The sequence below is a fragment of the Pseudomonas lactucae genome (genome assembly GCF_016937615.1).
Classification (GTDB): Bacteria; Pseudomonadota; Gammaproteobacteria; order Pseudomonadales; family Pseudomonadaceae; genus Aquipseudomonas; species Aquipseudomonas lactucae.
Genome location: NZ_JAFHKI010000051.1, coordinates 24,274 through 48,467 on the forward strand (window position 1 = coordinate 24,274; position 24,194 = coordinate 48,467).

Here is a 24,194-nt window from a genome sequence, read left to right on the forward strand (position 1 = left end):
AGCAGCGGCAGCGGTGTCAATAAGCGCTTGACCATTCTGGACCACCTTGTTGATTGGTAAGCGCTCCATAAACCCCACATTCAAAGCCGCCGCGTGATGTTCGGATGCTGTGCTCCCGATTTCTTTCTGGAGCTCATTCGCCGTGATGCGTCCCGACGCAAAAGTCGAAAAAGTGTATCTCTACCCCAAGCCCGTCGACTTCCGAAAATCCATCGACGGCTTGGCTGCCCTTGTCGAACTGGACATCAAGGCCGCGGTGTTCGACCCCGTGCTTTTTTTGTCTTCCTCAACAAGGCGCGCAACCGGTTGAAGATTTTGTATTGGGAGCGCAACGGCTTCTGCCTTTGGCCCGAGCAACTGGAGTCCGAGTACTTCAAACATCGCCTGCTGTAACGGACGAGGCAATTGTATTGACTGTCAGGAACTCGACTGGATGCTCGACGGTTTTGACCTCGGGCATCTACAGTTACCGCGACTGCGAAACGGCACCGGTCACGGCGGACAAACCAGCGCAACTGATTGAAAAAAGCATGGCCAGCCCGAGCGCTCTGGCGATGCTGCTGACCACCAAATATGTGGACGGTTTACCGCTTCATCGATTTGAAAAAGTGCTGGGCCGCCACGGCATTGATATCCCGCGCCAGACCTTGGCTCGCGGGGTGATCCAGTGCGGCGAGCACTTCCAGCCGCTGCTGAATTTAATGCGCGACAGTCTGCTGTGCAGCCGCGTGATCCACTGCGATGAAACGCGGGTGCAGGTGTTGAAAGAGCCCGACCGCGAGGCAAGCAGCCACTCCTGGATGTGGGTGCAAACCGACGGCCCACCCGATAGGCCGGTAATCCTTTTTAACTACTCCACCAGCCGAGCGCAGGAGGTGCCGACGCGCCTGCTCGATGGTTATCGCGGTTACACGTGATGACCGATGATTACGCCGGTTACAACGTCTTGGGCGCACAGGAAGGCGTCGAGCGTTTAGGCTGTTGGGCGCATGTTCGTCGCATGTTCGTTGAAGCACAAAAAGTGCAGCCCAAGGGCAAAACGGGGCGTGCCGACATCGCACTTGACCTGATCAACAAGCTGTATGGTATCGAGCGCGACCTTAAAGACTTCAGTGACGCTGAACGCAAAGTCGGCCGTCACGAAAAAAGTTTGCCGATACTTGCTCAGTTGAAAGCTGGCTCGAAAAGACGCAGCCACAGGTTACCGCTCAGAACGCCTTGGGCAAAGCCATCAGTTACCTGGCAAGCAACTGGAGCAAACTGGAGCGATACGTCGAGGAAGGCTACTTACCGCTCGACAACAACGCCGCGGAGCGCGCGATCCGCCCCTTCGTGATCGGACGCAAGAACTGGCTGTTTAGCGACACGCCCAAAGGCGCTACAGCCAGCGCTCAACTTTACAGCCTGGTCGAAACCGCCAAAGCCAACGGTCAGGAGCCCTATGCGTGGCTGCGCCACGCGCTTGAGCGCTTGCCAGCGGCATCCTCGATTGAAGATTACGAAGCCTTGTTGCCGTGGAACTGCTCGCTGGCATCTCCTAGCAGAGAGCGCGCCACCAACCTTGAGCTCGGTGGTTTATGGAGCGCTTACTCTTCCCTCATCGTCGCGAGTCATCCATAGCCGATAGTTCAGCAACAAATTGGGAGGCTCGGTATTGGAGGAATTGCTGGGTGATCACCCAAGGCCATCAAGGCCAATGGGGGTAAACACTAGATAGCTTTTGCCTCAAGTGGACAGAAATGCTGAATTGGCCGGTTTTTCAATTGAATAAGCCCATCCGCCTAGATTCAAATCTAGTAAATGGCATGCGCTACTTTGTTGGGAAAATGGCGCGATGATCGTCCCAATCAGCCCTGCCTTCCTTGATCTGAACAAGCTGGCCAGGTATCGCATATGCAGCGATGCCCAGTGTTACGGCGTTCTCAAAGTCTTCGCGAGAGATAGGAATAATACATTCGAGAAGCTTGTTCCCTTGACAGTACTTTACCAGAGGGAAGTCGCCTACGTTGGAGATTATCTTTTGATTTGAATCGTTTAAGTGAATGGCGAAACTTAGCCCGCTAAGTGTTCCTGGGATGATTTTGATGAGTGCGACTTTGTGTTTGTCAATGGAGTCAGACGACTCATATTTTACTTCAGAGATGGTTGTGCCATCAATAAATGTGACCTTTCCGTCGACAATTTTCGGCTTTTCTATGCTTAGCATTGAATAAATCATACTCATTGCAACTGCAGCTACCGCGATAGCGGGGATCAACCAATATTTCTTCATTTTCAGAACCTATTCAGATGAAATGCAGCGACGGTGGCAGTGAGCACGAGAACACAGCTGATCGCAACCGGGCCGTAGCTTGATCTGAAATTTTCTTTCATGGATATGTGGCGACGATCCCATGCGTTCATGATCAAGCAACGGCAAGGGTCCTCAATGCCTTTATAGAGCAGGGCCGATGAGGCTAATGCAATCGTCCAGAATATTGCGTATCCAGCAAGACCGTAAGGTTTGATCGCTTCGGTGTAAGGTTCAATAAATGTGATCAGAATTGCATGAACGAGGTAAAGCGAGAAGCTGATTTCCCCCAAGAAGACCAGCGGCTTGGTCGATAGGAGTGCACCAATTGGCCCTTTGCTCAAAGCAAATACCAGGATTAGTACGCCCCAAATAAGCCAGATACCCTCGCGTTGAAAGTAATAGCCAGCAGCGGTGCCAAACGTATCAGCAATCCGTGCAGGATTGCCAGCCAGCAGCATACCTGCGACAACCAGAGCGAGCGCCATCAGTTCAAAATACAACCAGCCGAATGTACTGGCTTTGAACTCATGTATTGCTGGCGTCATGAATACTTTTGCCAAGAAAATCCCGAACATGAACTCGAAAACCCTGACCATTGGGTTGAAGTAGATCGTTCCCAGCAAGCTTACGCCGTTATAATTGTCGGTAGACTTCAATTCCAAGGCATTACCGGCCACGATGAACGCGGTCACCACGAGGGTTGCAGCAAAGAATAGCTTCGCCCAATGCTTGCTCCACAGCCCGATGAGCAGCGGGAACAGTAGGTAGAAGAACATTTCGTTGGAAATGCTCCATGCGACGCCATTGAATGACAAGGCCCACAGTTTGAGGGGGATCCAAGACTGAACCAATGTTAGGTTTGAAATCAGCCGCAACATGCCTGATTCCCCACCGAAATAGGTATAACGGTCAAAGTGGAATATCAGCCCTATCCACATGATGCAGGTGACGAAGTGAAGCGGCCACACACGCGCAAATCGAGCTACCAAAAACCGCTTGATAGACCCATCTTTCGAGAAGTCTTTGTAGTTATAGGCGAGAATGAATCCGCTAAGCACAAAGAAAAATGAAACGCCCTGGCCTAACGGAGCGGCTTCGGCGATCCCGAATGACCCAAAGATCGGGTGCGCGTGGGTAAGTACGATCATCGCTGCAGCGAAAAACCGCAGGGACGTCAGCGCGTCCAATTTGTGCTTAACGTTCACAGTTCGTACCACGATAAAAAAGGGGGGATATGGTATCGCTATGTCACTCTGATTTAAAGGAGTACACGACATGTATTCAAATTGTCGATGCCTCGGATCCATGTCAAATTTTTTTGATGTAACCACTGGTCCAGGCGTCTCATTAGTTGGGATGAGGCGATAGGAGCGTGCGTAGCTGTTGCGGCCTCAACCGTTTTATTCCACTCGAACGGCTCGGCTGAATGCTCATTGTGAGCCTCGATAAATTGGCGGCTAGCCGTCGTCAGGTCGGCGACGCTGGTAAGGGCGCCCCGGTACAGCGCTAGTCTTTCCAGTTGTGCAAACCAACCTTCCACGGCGTTCAGCTAGGACGCGCTTGTCGATGTAAAGTGCAATTTGAAACGCGAATGCTTTCCAGCCATTGCTTGATGCAGCAGTTTTGTGGATCGAACTGTTATCTAGGATCACATGCCGATCCAGGCCAGCTGGCGTGCTGCGCTCAATCTGTTACAGAAAAGCCAGAAGTATCTTGACTCGATGGCGCGGATAAACCGCCCAATGACTTGGCCGGTCATTATGTCGAATGCCGCGTATAGACTGCTGTACCATGGCGTTTGTAATCATGTGTCGATTGACCTGGGGATAGCGGCAGCATCGGTTGGGTGCGATCCAACGCCTGGATCAGGGTTTTCTCGTCAACCGACAACACCAGGGTGTTATCCGGCGAGTTCAGATAGAGCCCGATCACGTCGACCGCCTTGTCGGCGAAATGAGGATCGCTGCTGATTTTGAAGGTCTTCAGACGATGGGATTTGAGGTCGGAAGCGGCCCAGACCTGACGAACCTGCCACGTGGTGACCCGCGAATACTTGACCATCAAACGAACGCTCCAGTGAGTGACTTCCTGGGGGGTACGCGCCGAGTGGTCAACGTCAGGATTTCGGGTCGTTCAAGCCCTCAAGACCCGCCTCCAGATAGCGCTTTCGCCATTTGAACCATCGGCTCCGAGATCTGAAGCGGATGGCTGACGTCTTTGGACGTGAATCCATCGTAAGCGCTCCATGAACCCCACATTCAAAGCGCTTAGCTGATCCCGGATGCTGTGCTCCCGATTCTTTCTGGAGCTCGTTCGCCATGATGCGACCCGATGCAAAAGTCGAAAAAGTGTATCTGTATCCCCAAACCCGTCGACTTCCGAAAGTCCATCGACGGCCTGGCTGCGCTGGTCGAGTTGGACATTAAGGTCGCGGTTTTTGACCCCGTGCTTTTCGTCTTCCTCAACAAGCCCCGCAACCGAGTGAAGATTTTATATTGGGAGCGCAATGGCTTCTGCCTATGGCTCAAGCGCCTCGAATCCGAGCGCTTTAAAACATCGCCCGATGCCAGCGACGAGGCGATAGTCCTGACCGTCCAGGAACTCAACTGGATGCTCGACGGTTTTGACCTCTGGCGTAACCGTCCCCATCAGGTTTTGACGCCACGATTCGTGGCCTGATTCGGTATAATCCAGGGCATGATTTCGATGCCCAAAGACCTTCCTGACGACCCCGCGCTACTCAAGCAATTGCTAGAGCAGATGCTGATTGAGCGCGAGTCTAATAAGGGCCGCATCGTCCATCTTGAAGAAGAAAACGCGCTACTGCGCCAGCGCCTGTTCGGACGTAAGTCCGAGCAGACAGCCGATCTGGCGACGCCTCAGCTAGCCCTTTTCAACGAGGCGGAAAGCATCGCCGAGCCTGTCGACGAAGACGTCGAAGAAGAGGTTGTCGCACCAGGCAAGCGTCGCGGCAAACGCAAGCCGCTGCCTGCCGACCTGCCACGTATCGAGGTTATCCACGAACTTCCCGAGCATGAACTGACGTGTGCCTGCGGCTGCCGTAAACACGCGATTGGCGAGGAAGTCAGCGAGCAGCTTGAAATCGTACCGATGCAGATCCGAGTGATCAAACACGTTCGTAAAGTTTACGGTTGTCGCGACTGCGAAACGGCCCCGGTTACTGCGGACAAGCCGGCTCAACTGATTGAAAAAAGCATGGCCAGCCCAAGTTTTCTGGCGATGCTGCTGACCACCAAATACGTGGACGGTTTACCGCTCCACCGCTTTGAAAAAGTACTGGGCCGCCATGGCATCGATATTCCACGTCAGACCCTGGCTCGCTGGGTTATCCAATGCGGTGAGCACTTTCAGCCATTGCTGAATTTAATGCGCGACAGCCTCTTGGCCAGTCGGGTCATCCACTGCGATGAAACACGCGTGCAGGTGTTGAAAGAGCCTGACCGGGAGCCAAGCAGTCAGTCCTGGATGTGGGTGCAAACCGGTGGCCCGCCAGACAAACCAGTGATCCTTTTTGACTACTCCACCAGCCGCTCGCAGGAGGTTCCAACGCGCCTGCTCGATGGCTACTGCGGCTATCTCATGACCGATGATTACGCCGGTTACAACGCGCTTGGCGCGCAGGACGGAGTCGAGCGTTTAGGGTGCTGGGCTCATGCACGCCGTAAGTTTGTCGAAGCGCAAAAAGTGCAACCCAAAGGCAAGACAGGCCGGGCGGATATAGCGCTGAAGCTGATCAGCAAACTATACGGCATCGAGATCGCCTTCAAAGAGAGCAGCGATGAGGGGCGGAAAAATGGACGTCAAGATTTAAGTCTCAAGGTGATGAGTGAGCTGAAGGCCTGGATGGAAAAAACGCACCCATACATGACCACGCAGAATGCACTGGGCAAGGCTGTGACCTACCTGGCAAACAACTGGAGCAAACTGGAACGATACGTCGAGCAAGGCTACCTGCCCATCGACAACAATACCGCCGAGCGCGCGATCCGGCCTTTCGTCATCGGAAGGAAGAACTGGTTGTTCAGCGATACACCCAAAGGCGCGACGGCCAGTGCTCAACTTTACAGCCTGGTCGAGACCGCCAAAGCCAACGGCCAAGAGCCTTATGCGTGGCTGCGCCACGCACTGGAGCGTCTACCACAGGCATCCTCGGTCGAAGATTACGAAGCTCTGTTGCCGTGGAATTGCAAGCCTGGATCCCACAGCTAAACGCACCGCCCGCTTTTGACTAGGTGGGGTTTATGGAGCGCTTACAATCCATCAGCCAATAACAGCAGAATTTTGGCCCTCTGCCCGAGACGTTGTGCCAGCCAGACCATCCGCGATCAGTCTTGCAGTGTGGCTTGGTCAGATAGCGTTAAAACGAATGGGGCGGCAGGTTTGGCCATGCGCACTACTGCTAAGTGAGGCCGACGTCTGGTTAGTATATCGACATGTTTTTCGATAATCGAACTAACCGCTCAGGACACTAGTGCTCTCATTTGCCTCACTGAATGCCAAGAAGTTCAACAATGATGTAAGCTTCAGACGTGATAGAACATTAATTTCGCCAGCACCACTAAGTTGGTTTTCACTAAAAAAACACTAATCAGCGCATGTTCACTCGGATTCTGTGCTTTGTTAGTTTTGCACCAAAAGCTAAAGCAAGAACCGCATTCGAAAACGCCACACCTGCCGATCTCTGCTGGATAGAAGGGCAGGAGCTATCATTGCTACAACGACTGCGGGGCGCAAGTACGCCTGGCTATAGTTTGAATCGAGCGTACAGTTGCATAGAACCCTATGACACCTGCAGTGACGAAAAACGGAAGCGCAGGAAATACATATCTGACCTGCGTGCCCGGCCAGGAACTAGCATCCAGAATACCCAGGGTCAAGCACCGGGCAGCCAAACCGGCCATGACAATTAGAATCAAAAAAGATATATCTTTATGATTAGCGAACACGGACAGGATGAAGCCCACCACGATCGCTACAGAAAGCAAGTACCCAATAAAACTATACATTTGATAAAGGAAATAATTGTTTGAACCAGCGGCTTTGGCAGATGCAAAAACCTTATCTAAGCGAGAACTACTAAGGCTAGAGACCTCGTCCACTCCGATAACAGAGTTAACCTTTCCTTGTAAAGAAATACTATCACCTGCCCTTACTTTTGAAATATCTGCTTTCGAAATTTCGCCATTCAAACCCTTTAAGTAGATGTACTTTGGAACGGTGTTTGCACCGACTGAAAGTTGAAATGGGTAAGCTTCCGCCGAAATATCAGCCCGTCTCTGGGGACCTATAGATTTCCAATTGTTTGGCGTTTCATCACCGGCGAGAGCCAATAGACTACCTAACGGTGCTGCAACCCAGCCAGAAATGCCGCGTTCCTGGGGGACTTTTCTTCGGCCATCAATGGATACATATTTTTCAAATTGTATTGGTGTCGCAGTTTCATTAGGTGGCTCAAATTGATACCTAGGAAGTATCAACAGCAGGAAAGTTTTCCAGGTAGAATCAGGCACATCCCCTACCCACTTACCCATATCGGGATCTATAAAAGAGGATAGTACGTACGGCCTTTTTATAAGTTTCCCCTGTTCGAAACCATTATTAATATCCAAGGCAATTTGGGAAAACTTCTTATCAGCTTTTTTTGCACTAGTGAACCAACCAGCAGTTGCACCAGCATCACGAAGAGCCCAATAGAACCAGCCATTTCCTATTTCACCATCTGATCCGGCAATAGGATGCGCTGCAATTTCTTTACCGATTGGCCCTTCAAAAAACGGAGCCAGCTCTCGAAATGTTGGGCTTACCTCATACGCTAGAGATCGGGCAGCAGCAGTAACAGTAGCGTGCTTTGGAGTACGACCAACATCGATACTATTCAACGCTTTGACCGCACTTTGATAACCAGGAGCGGAAAGCTCATTGAGCACCAGCATATGCAGGCGACTATAGTTACAGACAGAAATCACACCACCTAGAAAAATTGTTGCAAGCAGAGGAGCGATAATTAGTTTTGCCCCCAATTTCTGCCAATAGCGGCCATGCCACCAAACGTCTTTCTGAAAAAAAGAAAAGAAAAGAACGACTATCAAGGGTGCAAGTAAAACGATGCCTTCCTTGCGAGTCAAATAGGCAAAGGCGAAACCTGCAACAAATAAAATATAGGAGAGCCGCTTAGCAAGGCAATTTTCTGCGCTTCTTAGATTCCAGACTTCGATGCCTGCCGCCAGAGTTAAAACTGTTAATGCGCCAAGCAATGTTTCTGCAAGCCCGCGATCAAAAACCATGATTGCATAAGGATGAAAACCTAACAGCAGGAATACCAGTAATCCTGCTACTCTCCAACGGGTAAACCGTGTAATCGCTAGGGCAAGATAAAGACTGGAGCATATCCAAAGAGCATCGATACCCAACCGAGCAGGAATACCTATAAAATTCAAACTCAGCAGCCAAATTGAATAGGTAGGTATTTGAGCGAAAGCCATGTGGGTATATCCACCTCCCCAAATATACCTAGATGCGCTCTCTATATACCAATACTCATCATATGGACTATTAGTTGCAACTATGTCCCTGTCACCAGTCAGCCAGAATCTGAAAAAGACTAAAACCGCGTAAATGAAAATAAAGCACTTTGAAGACAAAGCGAACCCATGCTTTTTACTACCTATCAATAACATGTCTAGCTCTTATAATTAGTGAAATTCAAAAAAGCGATAAGTACACAACATAGACACCAACCTATCATAGTTTTTGCGGGTTATACATACCAAAACAAGACTTAAACAAAACCGAAATCACCAACAAATTGCCTTTGACAGCACTGATCTTTGTCGGCACCTCACCTTTTGGGTAACGTCGAACAGTCGCTAATTCAACACAGCGATAACCCAACTTCGGTGCCCGATAAGAAAGATAAGCCAAAAGCTCGTATGTCACAAATACATCACGAAACAAAGAGACTTTTGGATCTAGCAGCATTTTCCGACTATAAGCCCGAAAACCTTGAGTGGTATCAGTCCACTTGAAACCAGAGAAAAGACTCAACATGGGCGCATGGATAAAGCGAATAGCGAAATCGCGCGATTTAGGTGTGTTCTCAGCCACTCCACCGGACACAAACCGCGAGGCTTGCACAAAATCGACACCCTGTTTTAGTGCATCAATAAAGCGCAAGATAGCCTCAGGGTCATCTTTGTCGTTACCATCAATGGTAACGATGCCCTCATAGCCCTGGTCGAGCGCAAAGGCATAAGCGCAGCGAAGCTGGGCGCTGAGTTTTCCAGGAGCAGTCTTTAGCAGCAAACCTCGCACGCCGACTTGTTGCAAGGCTTGCAACTCCAGCGAGCCGTCCGTTGTACCGCCGTCGACAATGATGATATCGGCAATACTTTCAATTTTATGCGCTGCCATTCTGGCCAGCAGGCTCTTGATTCGTTCGCCCTCATTGATTACCGGAATCACCACGCACCAGGGGTGCTGGCGACCCAGCCAGAGTTGCGTATCAAAAGAAGGGACTTGCCATGATTCGCGGCCAGCAGGAACAATTTCAGAAGAGTTCATCATGTTTTCCATCACGCCACCCGAGCAGTAATCAGCCCGACGCCAGCAATTACCAATACGATTCCTGCCCCTGTAGTCCAGTGGAAGGATTCACGAAAAAACACGACCGAAAACAAGGCGACAGTCGCTACCGCACCTGCGGTCAGAACAGGATGTGCCACGTTCAACGGCAGGCGCGCCAAGGCAGCGGCATAAAGCAGAAAGGCTGCGCCGTATAGCCCAAGCCCCAGCCAAAATGGCCAATTACTCAACGCCGCCAATGGGTCACTGAGTGAGGGAAACTTGCGTGGGGGCATCATGGCCATCTTCACCAGAACACTGGCGGAAGCATTGGAGAGAATACCTAGAACCAGTATTAGCCATTTCATGCTCATATGCTCACCTCGACACCAGCCCGGCGATAATGCCGCGTCGCCACCTGAAGGGCGCGCTCAATCGATACCAGATGCGGCTCTTCTCTGGTCGCCACCATCTCGATGGAGACCACATGAGTGGGCAGGCACTGCGCCAGGGCAGCCATTACCTGCCCATGCTCAGTGCCACCGTCACCCAATGGCAACAAGTCAGGTTCGCTGGCATGTACATGCCCAATCAGCGCGGCACAGTCTTGCAGAACCGCCAGAGGATCTTCGCCATTGATCGTGAGCGCTCCGGTGTCCAACTGCATACGGATGGCCGGATGCCCAACCGTCTTCACCACGAGGGCGGTTTCTGCGCTGGTGGTCATGAAATTAGCGCCGTAACAAGTAGGATTGGGCTCAAGGCAGATTGTTACCCCCCAGGTGGAAGCGATATCGCCTAGCCGCCGAAAGAAAGAAACAGCGATGTCCGAGGTCTCTTGATTGTTCAATCCGCCACGATCGCGATTTTTGGGGGAGCCAAAAACCAAGCGGTGCGCACCCAAACCGGCTCCGATTCGACATACCTCCGTCAAATGCGCCAGCAACGCCGCCTGGGTTTCAGAGGAACCAAAGACGTTCAAACCCGTGGTACCAAACAAGAGCGCCTGCATGCCGGTGATTTCAATCCCACGCTGAGCCCACCAGTCTTTGACAGCCGCGATATCTTCGTTTGTAGCCTTTGTGGGCTCTGGAAAATACTTGCTCGGTGCAATATCTATAGCGTCAACTGCAAATCGCTGAAGCAGGACTGCGACCGCTTCATCTTCGGCGGCGTCCCACGCAATATTAGAAATCGCCAACCTCATGTGTTTATCCTCACATCGGCCTTGATCGCAAGTGGTTCCGACTGCGCATACGCCCTGACGGCCTGGATCGTTTCCCGGGCGCTGTATTGATAGTGCCCCGTCGCACCAAATACCTGGGCATGTTTGGTCTGCAGGTCATAGGTCGCTGCGGGATTAGGCAAGGTATTGGTGAATGTCTTACCGAAGCCTTGTTGAGACACCTCTGCCACGCTGACAGGTCCGGCAGTGAGGTGAACCAGTTTCAAACCAGCAGCGAGGGCGGTTTGAATGTCATACCAAAGGTTGACCATTGGGTAAAACTGGAACACGCCGCGGCTATCAATGGCCTGAAGGTTGTTGTCATTGAGAAAATCGAAAATGACATTCTTGCGCAACCCTGGGCCTACCAGGCCTGGCAGACGCACAATTAGATGGTTAGGGAAGTGCTCTTCGACGAATTTCTCCAGCAATCTGCGATGCAAACCATAGGCATGCAGGTCCGCCTCATCGACAGGCGTGTCTTCGTCAACGCCCAGGGGACTCTTGAAGACATCCACGGTACTGATCAGGATGAAGGTCTGGCACTTGACGGTTCTGAGGTGCGCAATCAGTGCCTCGATTTTTTGACGATCGGCTTCCGGCTCCCGATTGGCGATCCACTTTTGCGCCGGAGCACCAGCACACACCACCGTATCAAATGACTGGTTATCAATATCGCCAATATTAGTTGAACGATAAAGAGAGGTGAAACTTTCCTGTTTGAGAAGGGTGCCGCCTACGTAGCCCGAATAACCAATAAGCGAATTAAACATTCACCACTCCAAATTTAGTTTTTTCTTGATCGTCAATGCTGGTGATGTTTTCAGCTTCGAGGGTTTCAAAGACGTCATAAATATTATCAATCTTACCGCCGAGGACCGAATAACATCCGGGCAACTCTGCGTGCTTCTCAAAAAGGATTGGCCTTCCGTCATCGCCTTCGTTTTTCAGCAGAACGGTCTTGACCTCGAATAACGAGTCCATGTATTTGGCTTTCAATACCTCGGGCATATAACGCCCCACATCCCGGACCATCCTGTCCACGCGAGTGTCGCGCTTGTAATGGCGTAGCTTTTCGTAAGGATCTAACCCTTGCTGGTCACTCCAGCTCAGGTGCGGTGTATAGCGAACATGGGACAAGGTATGCAGTCCACGCGCAGGGAAGGGCATCATGGAGAAAAACGGGCCATCCATCACCGTGACACCTAGACCTTCGAGTGACGGAGGCATCTGCATCAGGGCCATTTCCGTGATTTCCTGCTTGAGGCCCGTACTAACGCCAGGGAAATCACCCTTGAACTGATTAAGGCTGCTATAGGTGCAGTTAAATACATAACGACTACTGAGAACCTCCTGCTCTCCCTGATGCCTTTCGACGACAACTTGCAAAGCCCCCTGAGCCCCTTTCGAAATCGCGGTCGCCCGAGTTTGATAGCGGACCTGAACACCGTTTTCTTTTAGTTCGCGCTCTGCCCAGCTCGCTAGTTGCGTGGTGTCAAACGCGTACTCCTCAACGAGGTATACATCCTCGATCAAACGAGGCTCAAATAGGTCTCGCAACATGGAATCTGCCGGTTTGATATCCGCCCCGATTTGCTGGCAGAAGCGTTCAAACTGTTTGGCCGTGACCTTCGAGTTGCGTCGGGAGATAGCGTAGAGCTTGGTGAAGTCTTTCTTTATGGCGAGCGGCCAGTCCCGGATAAATTTAGGCAGGTTAACCCGACTTCTATACGCAGTCGTGAAGCTGCGTGGGTAGTGATAACCGTTATGCACACGCGCCTGATTGTTGTAAGAGGCGCGCATCAGTAGCGCGGGCTCTCGCTCAATCAGCACGATGCGCTTGAGGCCGCGTTGCCTGGCCAGATAGACCGCAATAGCCGCGCCATAAAATCCCCCACCAATAATCACGGCATCCTGAGACGGTGGGTGTGGATCGAGATGCGACATCAGGAAACGAATTCACGAGTGGGTTCTGTCGCCTTATCTGAATCCGACACCACTGTTTCGATATTCAGTTTTTCAAGCCGAGTCATGCGGGCACTGGTGAACTCCTGGGCTACATGATACAGCGGGCCTTCATTCGACAGGCTGGCCATGTTCAGGATGTATTCACCCAAAACCAGCAGAACAAGCGAGATCAGAAAGAACATGCCCGATTGTTGTAGCGAAAAACTGACCCATCCTGGTGCAACATCTGTTTTTAAAATGCCGATCGCCAGCACATAGACGCTGTACACCACATTGGAGATGGCACCAAAAAGGGAAAGCGTCGTGACTAAACGCATCGGTGTACGTGTCGTCGAGACCAGCAAACGCATGCCACGGTCAATGCTCTCCCCCAAGCGCTTGGGTCTGGAGGACTTGGGCGCAGAGCTGTAATCCAGGTACGCGCGCGCGAATCCACCGGTGGCAGGCAAATGTCTGTAGGTCATTACCGGCTGCGGATGTTGCAGGATGAAATTGATGACCCGTTTGCTCAGGATTCGATATTGCGGTGCCTCTTTGGCTAGATGGACGCCATTGAAGCGGTTGTAGATGCTATGGAAAACGATGTTAGCCCCACGATAAGCAAGGCTTTGTGCGGGTTTTTGTGAATTATTGGCAAACACCACATCAGCACCGCTGACTGCGCAATCGAGCATTTTCGGTGCGAAGCCAATGTCGTCGACAAGAGGATCAACCACGACAACGAAATCGCCAAGCGCGTTCTCCAGTCCAACCCAAGAGGCGGTATCCGCATCGACCTCTTTGGTCAACGCGTACACCTGCAAATTGGCCAGGCCATTCTCACTAGTGAGCTGTTTCAGCACTGAAATGCTGTCATCGTCCGAGGCGTTATCCACCACGATCAATTCATAGTCACTGACTATGCCTGCAATGGCCGCCACTGCGTCAGACAGGGTGCTTTCCAGGCTTGCTGCCTGATTTCTCACTACAAAAACGACAGACAAAAAACACGGATAAAAGGACATTTCTTACTCTTAAGTGAATGGCTGAAAGCTCCTGCTAGAACACCAATCCGAGCAATAGCGAAAAAATGTATCCCGCGCAACGGTGGCGCTTCCAGCTTCATAAAATCCTGAAGAGGAAGACTTCATGCACACGACACAAGTTTGGGCATTATTCGCCCTGGAAGCCTCAAGCTGATCTTGGACGTGTACGTAGAGGATTTCACGGTCCGCGCGACCCGCTCCTGCTCTCGCCGGAACAAAATGGGCACCATACTAGCAAAAGAGTACTTTTTTAGCATCAGGAATCTACCCTTCCGCTCAGTCTTTGGAGTATCTGGACCTATTGGCTTTAGCGGCAGCTTAGTCGCTGTAGGGCATCAGTATCTGCTGACTTGAAACGGGCGAGAGAGCTGGATACCAGGTGTGCTGCAGAGGGATTTTGAGCCACGCAATCAGACCACGTCTTCTCCAGCCAGGCGTGTAACTGCGCCAGAACCGAGAGGCTGTTTTACTGTCGGCCTTCATGACGATGTTCATCGCCGACTTCTTTAAATCTCGCTCGATATCCCGTACAGCCTACTGATCAGATTCAGAGCTATATCGGCACGTCTGGTTTTGCCCTTGGGTCGCACTTTTTGCGCCTCGACAAACTTGCGTCGCGCATGGGCCCAGCGGCCTAAACGTTCGATACCAGTCTGCACGCCCAAGGTGTTATAGCCGGCGTAATCGCCGGTCATCAGATAGCCGCGATAACCTTCGAGCAGGTGCAACGGTACCTCTTGCGCTCGGCTGGTCGAGTAATCAAGAAGGATCACTAGCTGATTCGGCGGTCCAGCTCCACCACTACCGGACCGGCAATCAACTTACTGTGAATGGAGAAAGCCTCTCGGCCGCTTGGCAGCGCGAGCCTGGAATTTATGTTGAGAATCCTCCCTCTCTTGAATGCGCTGAACGCCACGACCATGCCCACACCTACCATTACGACCCCACCTTACTGGCAGGCCACCCGCTATGGCGTGAAGCTCCCGTTTGAAAACTATCTGAAAGCTATGAGCGGTGGCCGACTTCATGCGCCGCTGTAAGGGCAAGGTGATAGTCAGCATCAACGATCGCCCAGAGATTCGACGGATTATATAACCTCCACGTCGAGACGCTGGACATTCGCTATTGCAACACAAACCAGCGACAGGGGAAGGCTGAAGTCAGTGCCCAGGTTGTTATTGATTGGTGGGATTGGTTAGATACAGGTGTCCGTTTCTGTTCGCCTGGAGTTCTATAAACCCAGAAACAGATACCGGCTTGAGGCAACTCTTAGAGGATGTCCCAGATTTTTTGCAAACGGGATAATCCATCAATAGTGACAAAAAAAGACCTCCGCACTTTCCGCAATTGGGGCCTTTTTTATAGTTGGTGTTGCTGTTAACGCGCAGGCCACCCTTTCAACCAGATATGTACACGGCCAAATAACAAACCTCACGAGACAACTATTTTCTGTAAGTATCTCGCGCAGCTTTCTACTCAGAAGACCTGCGCGATTTACCATTATATAAAGACATCCGCTTCGTCGAGAACCTTGGCATTCGCATCCTTAGCAGCCAATACAACATCCCCTTCAAATGGCCAATCAATAGCCAGGGCAGGATCATCCCAACGAATGCTACGCTCATGTTCAGGAGCATAGTAATCCGTTGTTTTATAAAGAAACTCTGCTGTTTCAGAGAGCACCACAAAACCATGAGCGAAGCCTTCCGGCACCCATAGCTGGTGTTTGTTTTCGGCAGACAAATACGTACCCACCCATTTGCCGAAGGTCGGGGAACTTCGACGAATGTCCACAGCAACATCAAACACTTCACCTTGGACTACACGCACCAGCTTCCCTTGAGCCTGGTGGATCTGGTAATGCAGCCCGCGCAACACACCCCTTGCCGATCGCGAATGGTTGTCTTGGACAAATTGCACAGGACGACCGATAGCATTTTCAAACTGTTGGTGGTTGAAGCTCTCAAAGAAGAAACCCCGATTGTCACCGAATACCTTCGGTTCAAATAGCACGACTTCAGCTATGGCTAATGGTGTTGCTTTCATCAGTAGATGGTCTCGCTCAGAAGCCGCTTGAGGTATTGCCCGTATCCATTTTTAGTCAGAGGTGCTGCCAACCGCTCCAACTGCTCCGTATCGATCCACTTCTGTCGAAACGCGATTTCCTCGGGACATGCGACTTTAAGGCCCTGGCGATGCTCCAGAGTAGCGATAAAGTGACTCGCCTCAAGAAGGGACTCATGTGTCCCAGTGTCAAGCCAGGCATAACCCCGCCCCATGATTTCAACAGAAAGACCGCCACGTTCCATGTAAACACGATTGAGATCAGTGATTTCCAGCTCGCCACGTGGCGACGGCTTGATGCTCTTGGCGATTTCAACCACATCCCGGTCATAGAAATACAGACCCGTGACGGCGTAGTTCGACTTGGGCTCGAGTGGTTTCTCTTCCAGGCTAATTGCCTTGCCCTGCGCGTCGAACTCGACGACACCATAACGCTCCGGGTCGTTCACGTGGTAGGCGAACACACTGGCGCCGTCCTCACGGTGCATCGCGCTTTTGAGCAGCTCATTGAAATTATGGCCGTGATAAATATTGTCACCCAACACCAGCGCCGACAGATCGTTACCAATAAAGTCTTCACCGATGATGAACGCCTGGGCCAGGCCGTCCGGGGACGCCTGCACGGCGTAGGAAATATTCAAGCCCCATTTGCTGCCGTCACCCAACAGCTGTTCAAAACGCGGAGTGTCCTGCGGCGTGGAAATGATCAGGATGTCGCGAATCCCCGCCAGCATCAGCGTGGTCAGCGGATAGTAGATCATCGGCTTGTCGTAAACCGGCAGCAACTGCTTGGAAATCGCCAAGGTTGCAGGGTGCAGACGTGTGCCTGAACCGCCGGCCAAAATAATTCCTTTACGTTTAAGCATGTTCATTTCTCTAGAATTTCTATGAGCATCCGTGCCACGCCGTCCTGCCATTCAGGCAGGCGCAGTGAGAAGGCATTCTGCAGTTTTTGAGTGTTAAGTCGGGAGTTGCCGGGGCGCTTGGCGGGCGTCGGGTAGGCTGCGGTGGTAATTGCACCCACGTTCGCAGGCGTTACCGAAAGCTGAACACCGGCCGCTTGCGCCTGTTCGAGGACGAAACGAGCGTAGCGGTGCCAAGTGGTCTCCCCCGCTGCCGCGAGGTGATAGACCCCACTCAATTGCGGGTTCAAGTGCAGTGCACGAATCGCATGGGCGGTGATGTCGGCCAGCAGGTCCGCGCCAGTCGGCGTGCCGAACTGATCGTCAATCACGTTGAGGCTGTCGCGCTCCCTGGCCAGACGCAGCATGGTCTTGGCGAAGTTGTTGCCACGCGCTGCGTACACCCAACTGGTGCGAAAGATCAGATGCGCGCAACCGCTGGCCTGAATGGCTTGCTCACCTTGCAGCTTGGTCGTGCCGTAGACGCTCAGCGGCCCCACCGGATCAGTTTCCTGCCAAGGTGTATCGCCATCGCCCGCAAACACGTAGTCCGTCGAATAGTGCACGAGCAGTGCATTCAACTTTAGTGCTTCTGCAGCCAGTACCGCCGGGGCTTCTGCGTTGACACGCAGCGCTTGGGCGGGCTCGCTTTCGGCTTTGTCGACGGCGGTGTACGCGGCTGCGTTGACGATGACGTCAGGCGCAAACCGCTGCACAGTGGCGGCCAGGCCTTGCAGGTCATTCAGATCGCCGCAGTAGTCCTGGCTTTTCGAATCCAACGCAAGCAGCTGGCCCAATGGGGCCAGGCTGCGTTGTAATTCCCACCCTACCTGGCCATTTTTGCCAAGTAGAAGGATCTTCATGCCGAGCGCTCGGTGTAGTTCTTTTCTACCCATTCGCGGTACGAACCGGATTGGATATTGCTCACCCAATCCTGGTTGTCCAAGTACCACTCCACCGTCTTGCGGATACCGGTCTCGAAGGTCTCGGCTGGTTTCCAGCCCAACTCACGTTCCAGTTTGCGCGCATCGATGGCGTAGCGGCGGTCATGGCCTGGGCGATCCGTTACGTAAGCGATCTGATCGCTGTAAGGCTTGCCGTCGGCTTGCGGGCGCAGCTCATCGAGCAGGGCGCAAACGGTGTGGACGATGTCCAGGTTCGGCTTTTCGTTCCAGCCGCCTACGTTATAGACCTCGCCCACTGTGCCGGCTTCCAGTACACGGCGGATGGCGCTGCAATGGTCTTTTACGTACAGCCAGTCGCGAATTTGCTGACCGTCGCCATACACCGGCAAGGCTTTGCCTGCCAACGCGTTAACGATCATCAGTGGGATCAGTTTTTCCGGGAAGTGATACGGACCGTAGTTGTTCGAGCAATTGGTCGTCAGTACCGGCAGGCCATAGGTATGGTGGTAGGCACGGACCAGGTGATCGCTCGCCGCCTTGCTCGCCGAGTATGGGCTGTTGGGCTCGTACTGGTGAGTTTCGGTAAATGCCGGATCGTCCTTGCCTAGGGAACCATAGACCTCGTCGGTCGAGACATGCAGGAAGCGGAAAGCTTGCTGCGCATCGCTATCCAGCGCCTTCCAGTGGGCGCGCACCGCTTCCAACAGGCGGAAGGTACCGACGACATTGGTCTCGATAAAATCTTCCGGGCCATGGATAGAGCGGTCAACGTGGGATTCAGCAGCGAAGTTCAGGATCGCGCGCGGCTGGTATTCAGCGAGCAAGCGCTGGACCAGTTGCGTATCGGCGATATCACCCTGTACGAATACGTGGCGCTTGTTACCTTCGAGCGAGCTGAGGTTCTCCAGATTGCCAGCGTACGTCAGCTTATCCAGATTAATGACCGGCTCATCCGTCTGGGCAACCCAGTCCAGTACAAAGTTTGCACCAATAAAGCCAGCACCGCCGGTTACTAAGATAGTCATTGAGTCAGATCTTTTTCAGTAGTGTTGCAAGAATTAGCCCGAGATTTCCCATCAACGTCTGCCGGTACAAACCAGCCGACCGGAACCCCAGCACTCGTCTAAATAATGTTTGACTGCGCGCACGCTTGAAGCGCGCGAGGGTCGTTTGATGCTCTTTGCAAAGACGATGCTGCATGGCTTCGAGCGCACGAATATTCTGATCGTTCCACTCGTAAAAACGTCCTTGAAAAATCATCCATACCCGAGCCAGGCGCGCTGCCCAGCCGGAATTGCTGCCAATCAAATTTTCATCATGCTGGCGGTATTGCATTCTAGGCACGGGTCGTAGTGAACGACCCCGCCCGCTCCCGTGACGAGCTGATAGGCCCACCAATCATGCGAAGGGACAACGACATTCGCACCCGCCTCGGTGATCAGTTCCCGCGCAGCCTGGTTGAAAACCATGGTATTGCCGCCCGCAATGCTCTGAACGAGTGCGTTGGAGAAGTGCGGAGGCAGGGAGAAAAGCGGAGAGAAACCGAACGCAACGCCCGCATCACTGACCAAGCGCGTGCGCCCGCAATACAGGGCAGGTACGTCCGAGGGCTGCTGCGCAGCCAGTCGACGGCCACCTGCAGCTTCTCGTCATCCCAGATATCGTCCTGATCGCACCATGCAAAATAATCCGCCTGGATATCAGTACGGCACGTCAGCGAGAGGAAATTGGCCACGAAGCCTTTTTGCGGTCCGGACACGACGCTCAGCCGGTCGCTGCCCCAACGATCAGCGTACTGGTTAAAAATCGCCAAAGTGCCATCTTTGGAGCCATCATCCGAGACAACTAATGTCCAGGCGTGGTGGCTCTGCCGTTCAATGGAGTCGAGTTGCTCCGCAACGAAGGTTTCGCCGTTGTATGAGCACATCAAAATCGCGACTTTTGCAGAGCAAGCATCGTCCGACAGAGCGCTGGGGGAACTACACGATGCGGAAATAGGCACAATATCCCTTGCGAGCTAACTACATCCTACGGGGATGCAGGACATGGACCACAATAATTTGCGAATTATTGCAGTATTGGTCTGTGAGTACAATCACACTGGTGACCAACCGTCGCGCCCCTGTGGGTCCTACAAGCGCGTCAGGGACGGGGGCCGCACCGATGGCGGCTGCATTTCAGCCCGACCCAATTCTGAAATTCTGACGCGCCCCTGCATCGCCCCCGTTACAAACCAAACAACACCACTGCGCTCTAAAAGCAGCGCCCAAGAGGAAGCCTTTGCAGCATCACCTGCGGGATTCATGCCATCATGAAAAGTTCAATTCATATTTAGCGTTGAATACTTTGACTTCGTAAATGCAGACTGACTTGCATCAACGAACGTTGAATAGCTGCGTGGCGTAGTGGATGGCAAGCCCGGCCTACTTCATTAGGCCGCGAATAACCAACGCTCGTTTGAAGCTACCCAACACTTATCGTCACCAGCTCCAAAATAGCAAGTGACCACTTTGTCAGCTGAAAATATGAGCGGCGTTGGAACTAGAGCTGTAAATGAACACCAACCCTCTCGCTATCATCGGTGCGGGCTCAACGCTGGCGGTACAATTATAGGCCGGGGCACGTCGCTCTATTCAGACCGTCTCGCGCCGCGGCCACTTCACCCGCTCAAGGCTAGGTCGCCCCCTGATATCGGCCGACGGATTATTGCAAAAATAAGTTAAATAACCCCCGTCTCCGGCCGATACCCCCTGAAAGCCTTGCGGATTGAACAATCATGCGTAATAACCAGCCCGTTACCCAGCGCGAACGTACCTTCCCCGCTCAGCAACGATTGATCTCCACCACCGACGCCAAAGGCGTGATCACTTACTGCAACGACGCGTTTGTCGAGATCAGTGGGTTTTCCCGCGAAGAACTGCTGCGCGCGCCGCACAACCTGGTGCGTCACCCGGATGTGCCGGCGGCGGTGTTCGGGCATATGTGGTCCACGCTCAAACAAGGCTTGCCATGGATGGGCATTGTCAAGAACCGCTGCAAGACGGGCGATCACTATTGGGTTAACGCCTATGTGACGCCGGTCTTCGACGGCAATCAGGTGGTCGGCTACGAATCGGTGCGCGTCAAGCCCACCAGCGAGCAGATCCGCCGGGCCGAGGCGCTCTATCAACGCATCAACCAGGGCAAGTCGGCCGTTCCCCAGCGGGACAAGTGGCTGCCGGTGTTGCAGGACTGGGTGCCGTTTATCCTGATCAGCCAGGTGAGTTTCATGATCGGCGCGTCGTTCAATTCCCACTGGGGTTTTGCCCTGGCGGCGGGGTTGTCGGTGCCGTTGGGCCTGCTGGGCCTGAGCTGGCAGCAGCGTGGCCTCAAGCGCCTGCTGCGCCTGGCCGAGCAGACCACGTCCGACCCGTTGATCGCGCAGATGTACACCGACAGCCGTGGCGCCCAGGCGCGCCTGGAGATGTCGATTCTCAGCCAGGAGGCGCGTCTGAAGACTTGCCTTACGCGCTTGCAGGACACGGCCGAGCATCTCAACGACCAGGCAGCGCAGTCCAACACCCTGGCGCACAACAGCTCCAGCGGCCTGGAACGCCAGCGCGTCGAAACCGAGCAGGTGGCCACGGCGGTCAATCAGATGGCAGCCACGACTCAGGAAGTGGCCAGCCATGTGCAGCGCACCGCCGATGCGACCCAGGAGGCCAATCGCCTGACTGGTCGCGGTCGTGATATCGCCGGGGAAACCCGCGAGGCGATTCAGCGTTTGTCGGTGGCGGTTGGGGAGACGGGCGTGACCGTGACTCAGTTGGCCAAGGACAGCGATGAGATCGGCGGCGTGGTCGATGTGATCAAGGGCATTGCCGACCAGACCAACCTGCTGGCATTGAACGCGGCCATCGAAGCGGCGCGTGCCGGTGAGATGGGCCGTGGCTTTGCGGTGGTGGCTGACGAGGTTCGCCAACTGGCGCAGCGCACGGCCGAATCCACCGGGCAGATCCATGCCCTGATCGCCAAGCTGCAGCAAACCGCCGCCGCCGCCGTGCAGACCATGGACGCCGGGCATCGCCAGGCCGAGGAAGGCGTGGCGCGGGTGATGGAAGCGGACCAGGCGCTGGTGGGGATCAGCGAAGCGGTGGCGCATATCACCGACATGACCACCCAGATCGCGGCCGCGACCGAGGAGCAAAGCTCGGTGGCCGAGGAGATCAGCCGCAATATCAGCACCATTGCGCTGTTGGCGGATCAGACCTCGGAGCAGGCGCTGAACTCGGCGCAGTTGAGTGAAGAGCTGACGCATACGGCCAATAGCCAGTACTCGCTGGTGGAGCGTTTTAACCGGTAGACCGCTATCGGGGGCAAGCCCCCTCCCACAGGGGATCTGCGTTTGACTGACCGGCATTGGGACCAGCCACCTCCCCCATTTTGATTTGTGAATACAGTCAAATGTGGGAGGGGCGGTGCGACGATTCGACTTGCCCCCGATAGGGCCCTATAGGCCGCCGAGAAACCCGGCCACCTTCACCGCCGCCGCCTCCAGATGCTGCTCATGGCTAAACCCGGACGCCTTCAACGGCTTCAAATCATGATCCCCCGCCACCAGCCACATCACTTCGATGCTCGGCGATAAGTCATACCCCTCCACTGCCGCCCGGTTCCCCAGGGCATCGCGCTCGCCCTGCACGATCAGCGTCGGCGTTTTCAGCCGGGCCAAATGCTCGACCCGTGGTTTCTCGGGCTTGCCCACCGCATAAAACGGGTATCCCAGGCACACCAGCCCATCAGCCCCCACTTCATCAGCCAATAAACTGGCCATGCGCCCGCCCATGGACTTGCCGCCGATGGCCAGTTTCCCAGCGACATGGCGCCGCACCTCAGCGTACGCCTCACGCCAGGCCTCCAGCAGTTTCGGCGCCGGGTTCGGCGGGCGTTTGCCGCCGTCCAGCCGGCGCTGGGCCATGTAGGGAAACTCGAAGCGCAATACGTTCACGCCGTGTGCGGCAAGGCGTGCAGCCATGTCGTTCATGAACGCCGAGTCCATCGGCGCACCGGCACCATGGGCCAGGATCAGCGTCGGTGGCGCAGCCGCAGCCGCGTTCGAGGCGAGGTCCCACAACCAGCCGTGTTCACGCGCACACCGCGCCCATTGATCCCCGTCAATACTGGCCTTGTGCTCTTTGCCCATGCTTGCCTCGCTATTCAGTCTGCCTATAACTCCAGCCCAAGTGCCGCTTTGCTTGGGTTGAACCGTGGATGGGGAACCATGAACACTACTTTAAGTACCGCCTATAACTACAAGGTGGTCCGCCAATTCGCCATTATGACGGTGGTGTGGGGCATCGTCGGCATGGGGCTCGGGGTTTTTCTCGCCGCCCAATTGGTCTGGCCTGCGCTCAACTTCGATTTGCCCTGGACCAGCTTCGGCCGCTTGCGCCCGCTGCACACCAACGCGGTGATCTTCGCCTTCGGCGGCTGCGCACTGTTCGCCAGCTCGTTCTACTCGGTGCAACGCACCTGCCAGACTCAGCTGTTCGCGCCGAAAATCGCCGCGTTCTGCTTCTGGGGTTGGCAGTTGGTTATCCTCCTGGCCGCTATCACTTTGCCGCTGGGCTATACCAGCTCCAAGGAATACGCCGAGCTGGAATGGCCGATCGACATCCTGATCACCATTGTCTGGGTGGCCTACGCCATTGTGTTCTTCGGCACGGTGATGAAGCGCAACACCAAGCATATCTACGTCGGTAACTGGTTCTTCGGTGCGTTCATCATCACCGTGGCGATCCTGCATATCGTCAACAACCTGGAAATCCCGGTCAGCCTGACCAAGTCCTACTCGCTGTACGGCGGTGCGACGGATGCCATGGTGCAGTGGTGGTATGGGCACAACGCGGTAGGCTTTTTCCTCACCGCCGGCTTCCTGGGGATGATGTACTACTTCGTGCCCAAGCAGGCCGAGCGTCCGGTGTATTCCTATCGCTTGTCCATCGTGCACTTCTGGGCACTGATCACCCTGTACATCTGGGCCGGCCCTCACCACTTGCACTACACCGCGCTGCCGGACTGGGCACAGTCGCTGGGCATGGTGATGTCTTTGGTGCTGCTGGCACCGAGCTGGGGCGGCATGATCAACGGCATGATGACCCTCTCGGGCGCCTGGCATAAGTTGCGCAGCGACCCGATCCTGCGCTTCCTCGTCGTTTCCCTGGCGTTCTACGGCATGTCGACCTTCGAAGG

The 24,194-nt window shown here is 53.9% G+C and carries 20 protein-coding genes and 5 pseudogenes; 8 read left to right on the forward strand and 17 right to left on the reverse strand.

All coding sequences use genetic code 11. The annotated features are described in order from the left end of the window. The first annotated feature begins 145 nt into the window (after nucleotides 1–145). The 3 genes and pseudogenes from tnpB (JWR98_RS29360) to tnpC (JWR98_RS09995) form a co-directional block, all read left to right on the forward strand. On the forward strand, nucleotides 146–310 hold the full coding sequence (gene tnpB, locus JWR98_RS29360) for an IS66 family insertion sequence element accessory protein TnpB (protein ID WP_263974266.1): 165 nt from the start codon (nucleotides 146–148) through the stop codon (nucleotides 308–310). A gap of 5 nt (nucleotides 311–315) precedes the next feature. Further along, entirely contained in the window at nucleotides 316–393 is a 78-nt protein-coding gene (locus JWR98_RS29745; protein WP_263974481.1) for a hypothetical protein, read from the forward strand. Between the two features lie 65 nt (nucleotides 394–458). Then, nucleotides 459–1,539: pseudogene (tnpC, locus tag JWR98_RS09995) on the forward strand (IS66 family transposase); the annotation flags it as partial. A gap of 271 nt (nucleotides 1,540–1,810) precedes the next feature. Here the strand turns inward: tnpC (JWR98_RS09995) and JWR98_RS10000 are convergent. From JWR98_RS10000 to JWR98_RS10010, 3 genes and pseudogenes are all read right to left on the reverse strand, one after another. Further along, complete coding sequence (locus JWR98_RS10000) at nucleotides 1,811–2,272, reverse strand: hypothetical protein (RefSeq protein WP_205489911.1); 462 nt, start codon at nucleotides 2,270–2,272, stop codon at nucleotides 1,811–1,813. Nucleotides 2,273–2,274: 2 nt separating this feature from the next. Beyond that, a complete protein-coding gene (locus JWR98_RS10005) occupies nucleotides 2,275–3,498 on the reverse strand; it encodes an acyltransferase family protein (RefSeq protein WP_205489913.1) in 1,224 nt (407 codons plus the stop codon). Between the two features lie 182 nt (nucleotides 3,499–3,680). After that, nucleotides 3,681–4,527, reverse strand: a pseudogene (locus tag JWR98_RS10010) (IS630 family transposase); the annotation flags it as partial. A gap of 97 nt (nucleotides 4,528–4,624) precedes the next feature. Between JWR98_RS10010 and tnpB (JWR98_RS10015) the strand changes: the two are divergent. Next, entirely contained in the window at nucleotides 4,625–4,972 is a 348-nt protein-coding gene (gene tnpB, locus JWR98_RS10015) for an IS66 family insertion sequence element accessory protein TnpB (RefSeq protein ID WP_225908657.1), read from the forward strand. 18 nt (nucleotides 4,973–4,990) lie between these two features. Further along, nucleotides 4,991–6,523: an IS66 family transposase gene (tnpC, locus tag JWR98_RS10020; protein WP_205489915.1), complete on the forward strand. Its 1,533-nt coding sequence runs from the start codon at nucleotides 4,991–4,993 to the stop codon at nucleotides 6,521–6,523. A gap of 503 nt (nucleotides 6,524–7,026) precedes the next feature. Here the strand turns inward: tnpC (JWR98_RS10020) and JWR98_RS10025 are convergent. The 8 genes and pseudogenes from JWR98_RS10025 to JWR98_RS10060 form a co-directional block, all read right to left on the reverse strand. Next, nucleotides 7,027–8,991: a hypothetical protein gene (locus tag JWR98_RS10025; RefSeq protein WP_205489916.1), complete on the reverse strand. Its 1,965-nt coding sequence runs from the start codon at nucleotides 8,989–8,991 to the stop codon at nucleotides 7,027–7,029. A 64-nt stretch (nucleotides 8,992–9,055) separates the two neighbouring features. Continuing rightward, entirely contained in the window at nucleotides 9,056–9,874 is an 819-nt protein-coding gene (locus JWR98_RS10030) for a glycosyltransferase family 2 protein (protein WP_205489917.1), read from the reverse strand. 11 nt (nucleotides 9,875–9,885) lie between these two features. Continuing rightward, entirely contained in the window at nucleotides 9,886–10,242 is a 357-nt protein-coding gene (locus JWR98_RS10035; RefSeq protein WP_205489934.1) for an SMR family transporter, read from the reverse strand. Nucleotides 10,243–10,244: 2 nt separating this feature from the next. Further along, nucleotides 10,245–11,081 carry a sugar phosphate isomerase/epimerase family protein gene (locus tag JWR98_RS10040; protein ID WP_205489918.1) on the reverse strand — a complete coding sequence of 279 codons (837 nt, stop codon included), beginning with the start codon at nucleotides 11,079–11,081 and terminating at the stop codon, nucleotides 10,245–10,247. After that, nucleotides 11,078–11,872, reverse strand: a complete 795-nt coding sequence (locus JWR98_RS10045) for an NAD-dependent epimerase/dehydratase family protein (protein ID WP_205489919.1) — start codon at nucleotides 11,870–11,872, stop codon at nucleotides 11,078–11,080. The genes JWR98_RS10040 and JWR98_RS10045 overlap by 4 nt, the downstream gene beginning before the upstream one ends. Beyond that, nucleotides 11,865–13,046 carry an NAD(P)/FAD-dependent oxidoreductase gene (locus JWR98_RS10050; protein ID WP_205489920.1) on the reverse strand — a complete coding sequence of 394 codons (1,182 nt, stop codon included), beginning with the start codon at nucleotides 13,044–13,046 and terminating at the stop codon, nucleotides 11,865–11,867. The genes JWR98_RS10045 and JWR98_RS10050 overlap by 8 nt, the downstream gene beginning before the upstream one ends. Next, nucleotides 13,046–14,071 carry a glycosyltransferase gene (locus tag JWR98_RS10055; protein ID WP_205489921.1) on the reverse strand — a complete coding sequence of 342 codons (1,026 nt, stop codon included), beginning with the start codon at nucleotides 14,069–14,071 and terminating at the stop codon, nucleotides 13,046–13,048. Before JWR98_RS10055 ends, JWR98_RS10050 begins: the two co-directional genes overlap by 1 nt. A gap of 415 nt (nucleotides 14,072–14,486) precedes the next feature. Next, a pseudogene (locus JWR98_RS10060) lies at nucleotides 14,487–14,886 on the reverse strand (IS66 family transposase); the annotation flags it as partial. Between JWR98_RS10060 and JWR98_RS29365 the strand changes: the two are divergent. Then, nucleotides 14,887–15,329, forward strand: a pseudogene (locus tag JWR98_RS29365) (DNA adenine methylase); the annotation flags it as partial. Nucleotides 15,330–15,592: 263 nt separating this feature from the next. Here JWR98_RS29365 and rfbC read toward each other — a convergent pair. The 5 genes and pseudogenes from rfbC to JWR98_RS10085 all read right to left on the reverse strand — a co-directional run bounded on the left by rfbC (nucleotide 15,593) and on the right by JWR98_RS10085 (nucleotide 19,965). After that, nucleotides 15,593–16,138 carry a dTDP-4-dehydrorhamnose 3,5-epimerase gene (rfbC, locus tag JWR98_RS10065; RefSeq protein ID WP_205489922.1) on the reverse strand — a complete coding sequence of 182 codons (546 nt, stop codon included), beginning with the start codon at nucleotides 16,136–16,138 and terminating at the stop codon, nucleotides 15,593–15,595. Next, nucleotides 16,138–17,022, reverse strand: a complete 885-nt coding sequence (gene rfbA, locus JWR98_RS10070) for a glucose-1-phosphate thymidylyltransferase RfbA (protein ID WP_205489936.1) — start codon at nucleotides 17,020–17,022, stop codon at nucleotides 16,138–16,140. Before rfbA ends, rfbC begins: the two co-directional genes overlap by 1 nt. A 2-nt stretch (nucleotides 17,023–17,024) precedes the next feature. Beyond that, a complete protein-coding gene (rfbD, locus tag JWR98_RS10075) occupies nucleotides 17,025–17,921 on the reverse strand; it encodes a dTDP-4-dehydrorhamnose reductase (protein ID WP_205489924.1) in 897 nt (298 codons plus the stop codon). Then, a complete protein-coding gene (gene rfbB, locus JWR98_RS10080) occupies nucleotides 17,918–18,988 on the reverse strand; it encodes a dTDP-glucose 4,6-dehydratase (RefSeq protein ID WP_205489926.1) in 1,071 nt (356 codons plus the stop codon). Before rfbB ends, rfbD begins: the two co-directional genes overlap by 4 nt. Nucleotides 18,989–18,992: 4 nt before the next feature. Continuing rightward, a pseudogene (locus tag JWR98_RS10085) lies at nucleotides 18,993–19,965 on the reverse strand (glycosyltransferase family 2 protein). Nucleotides 19,966–20,739: 774 nt separating this feature from the next. On the opposite strand from JWR98_RS10085, the gene JWR98_RS10090 reads away from it, so the two are divergent. Further along, nucleotides 20,740–22,305 (forward strand): methyl-accepting chemotaxis protein, encoded by a 1,566-nt coding sequence (locus JWR98_RS10090; RefSeq protein ID WP_003175454.1) that lies wholly within the window; start codon nucleotides 20,740–20,742, stop codon nucleotides 22,303–22,305. Between the two features lie 147 nt (nucleotides 22,306–22,452). Here the strand turns inward: JWR98_RS10090 and JWR98_RS10095 are convergent, their stop codons facing one another. Next, nucleotides 22,453–23,145, reverse strand: a complete 693-nt coding sequence (locus JWR98_RS10095) for an alpha/beta family hydrolase (protein WP_205489928.1) — start codon at nucleotides 23,143–23,145, stop codon at nucleotides 22,453–22,455. A gap of 78 nt (nucleotides 23,146–23,223) precedes the next feature. Here JWR98_RS10095 and JWR98_RS10100 point away from each other — a divergent pair. Beyond that, nucleotides 23,224–24,194, forward strand: a 971-nt coding sequence (locus tag JWR98_RS10100; RefSeq protein ID WP_205489930.1) for a cbb3-type cytochrome c oxidase subunit I, incomplete at its 3' end; no start/stop codon positions are given.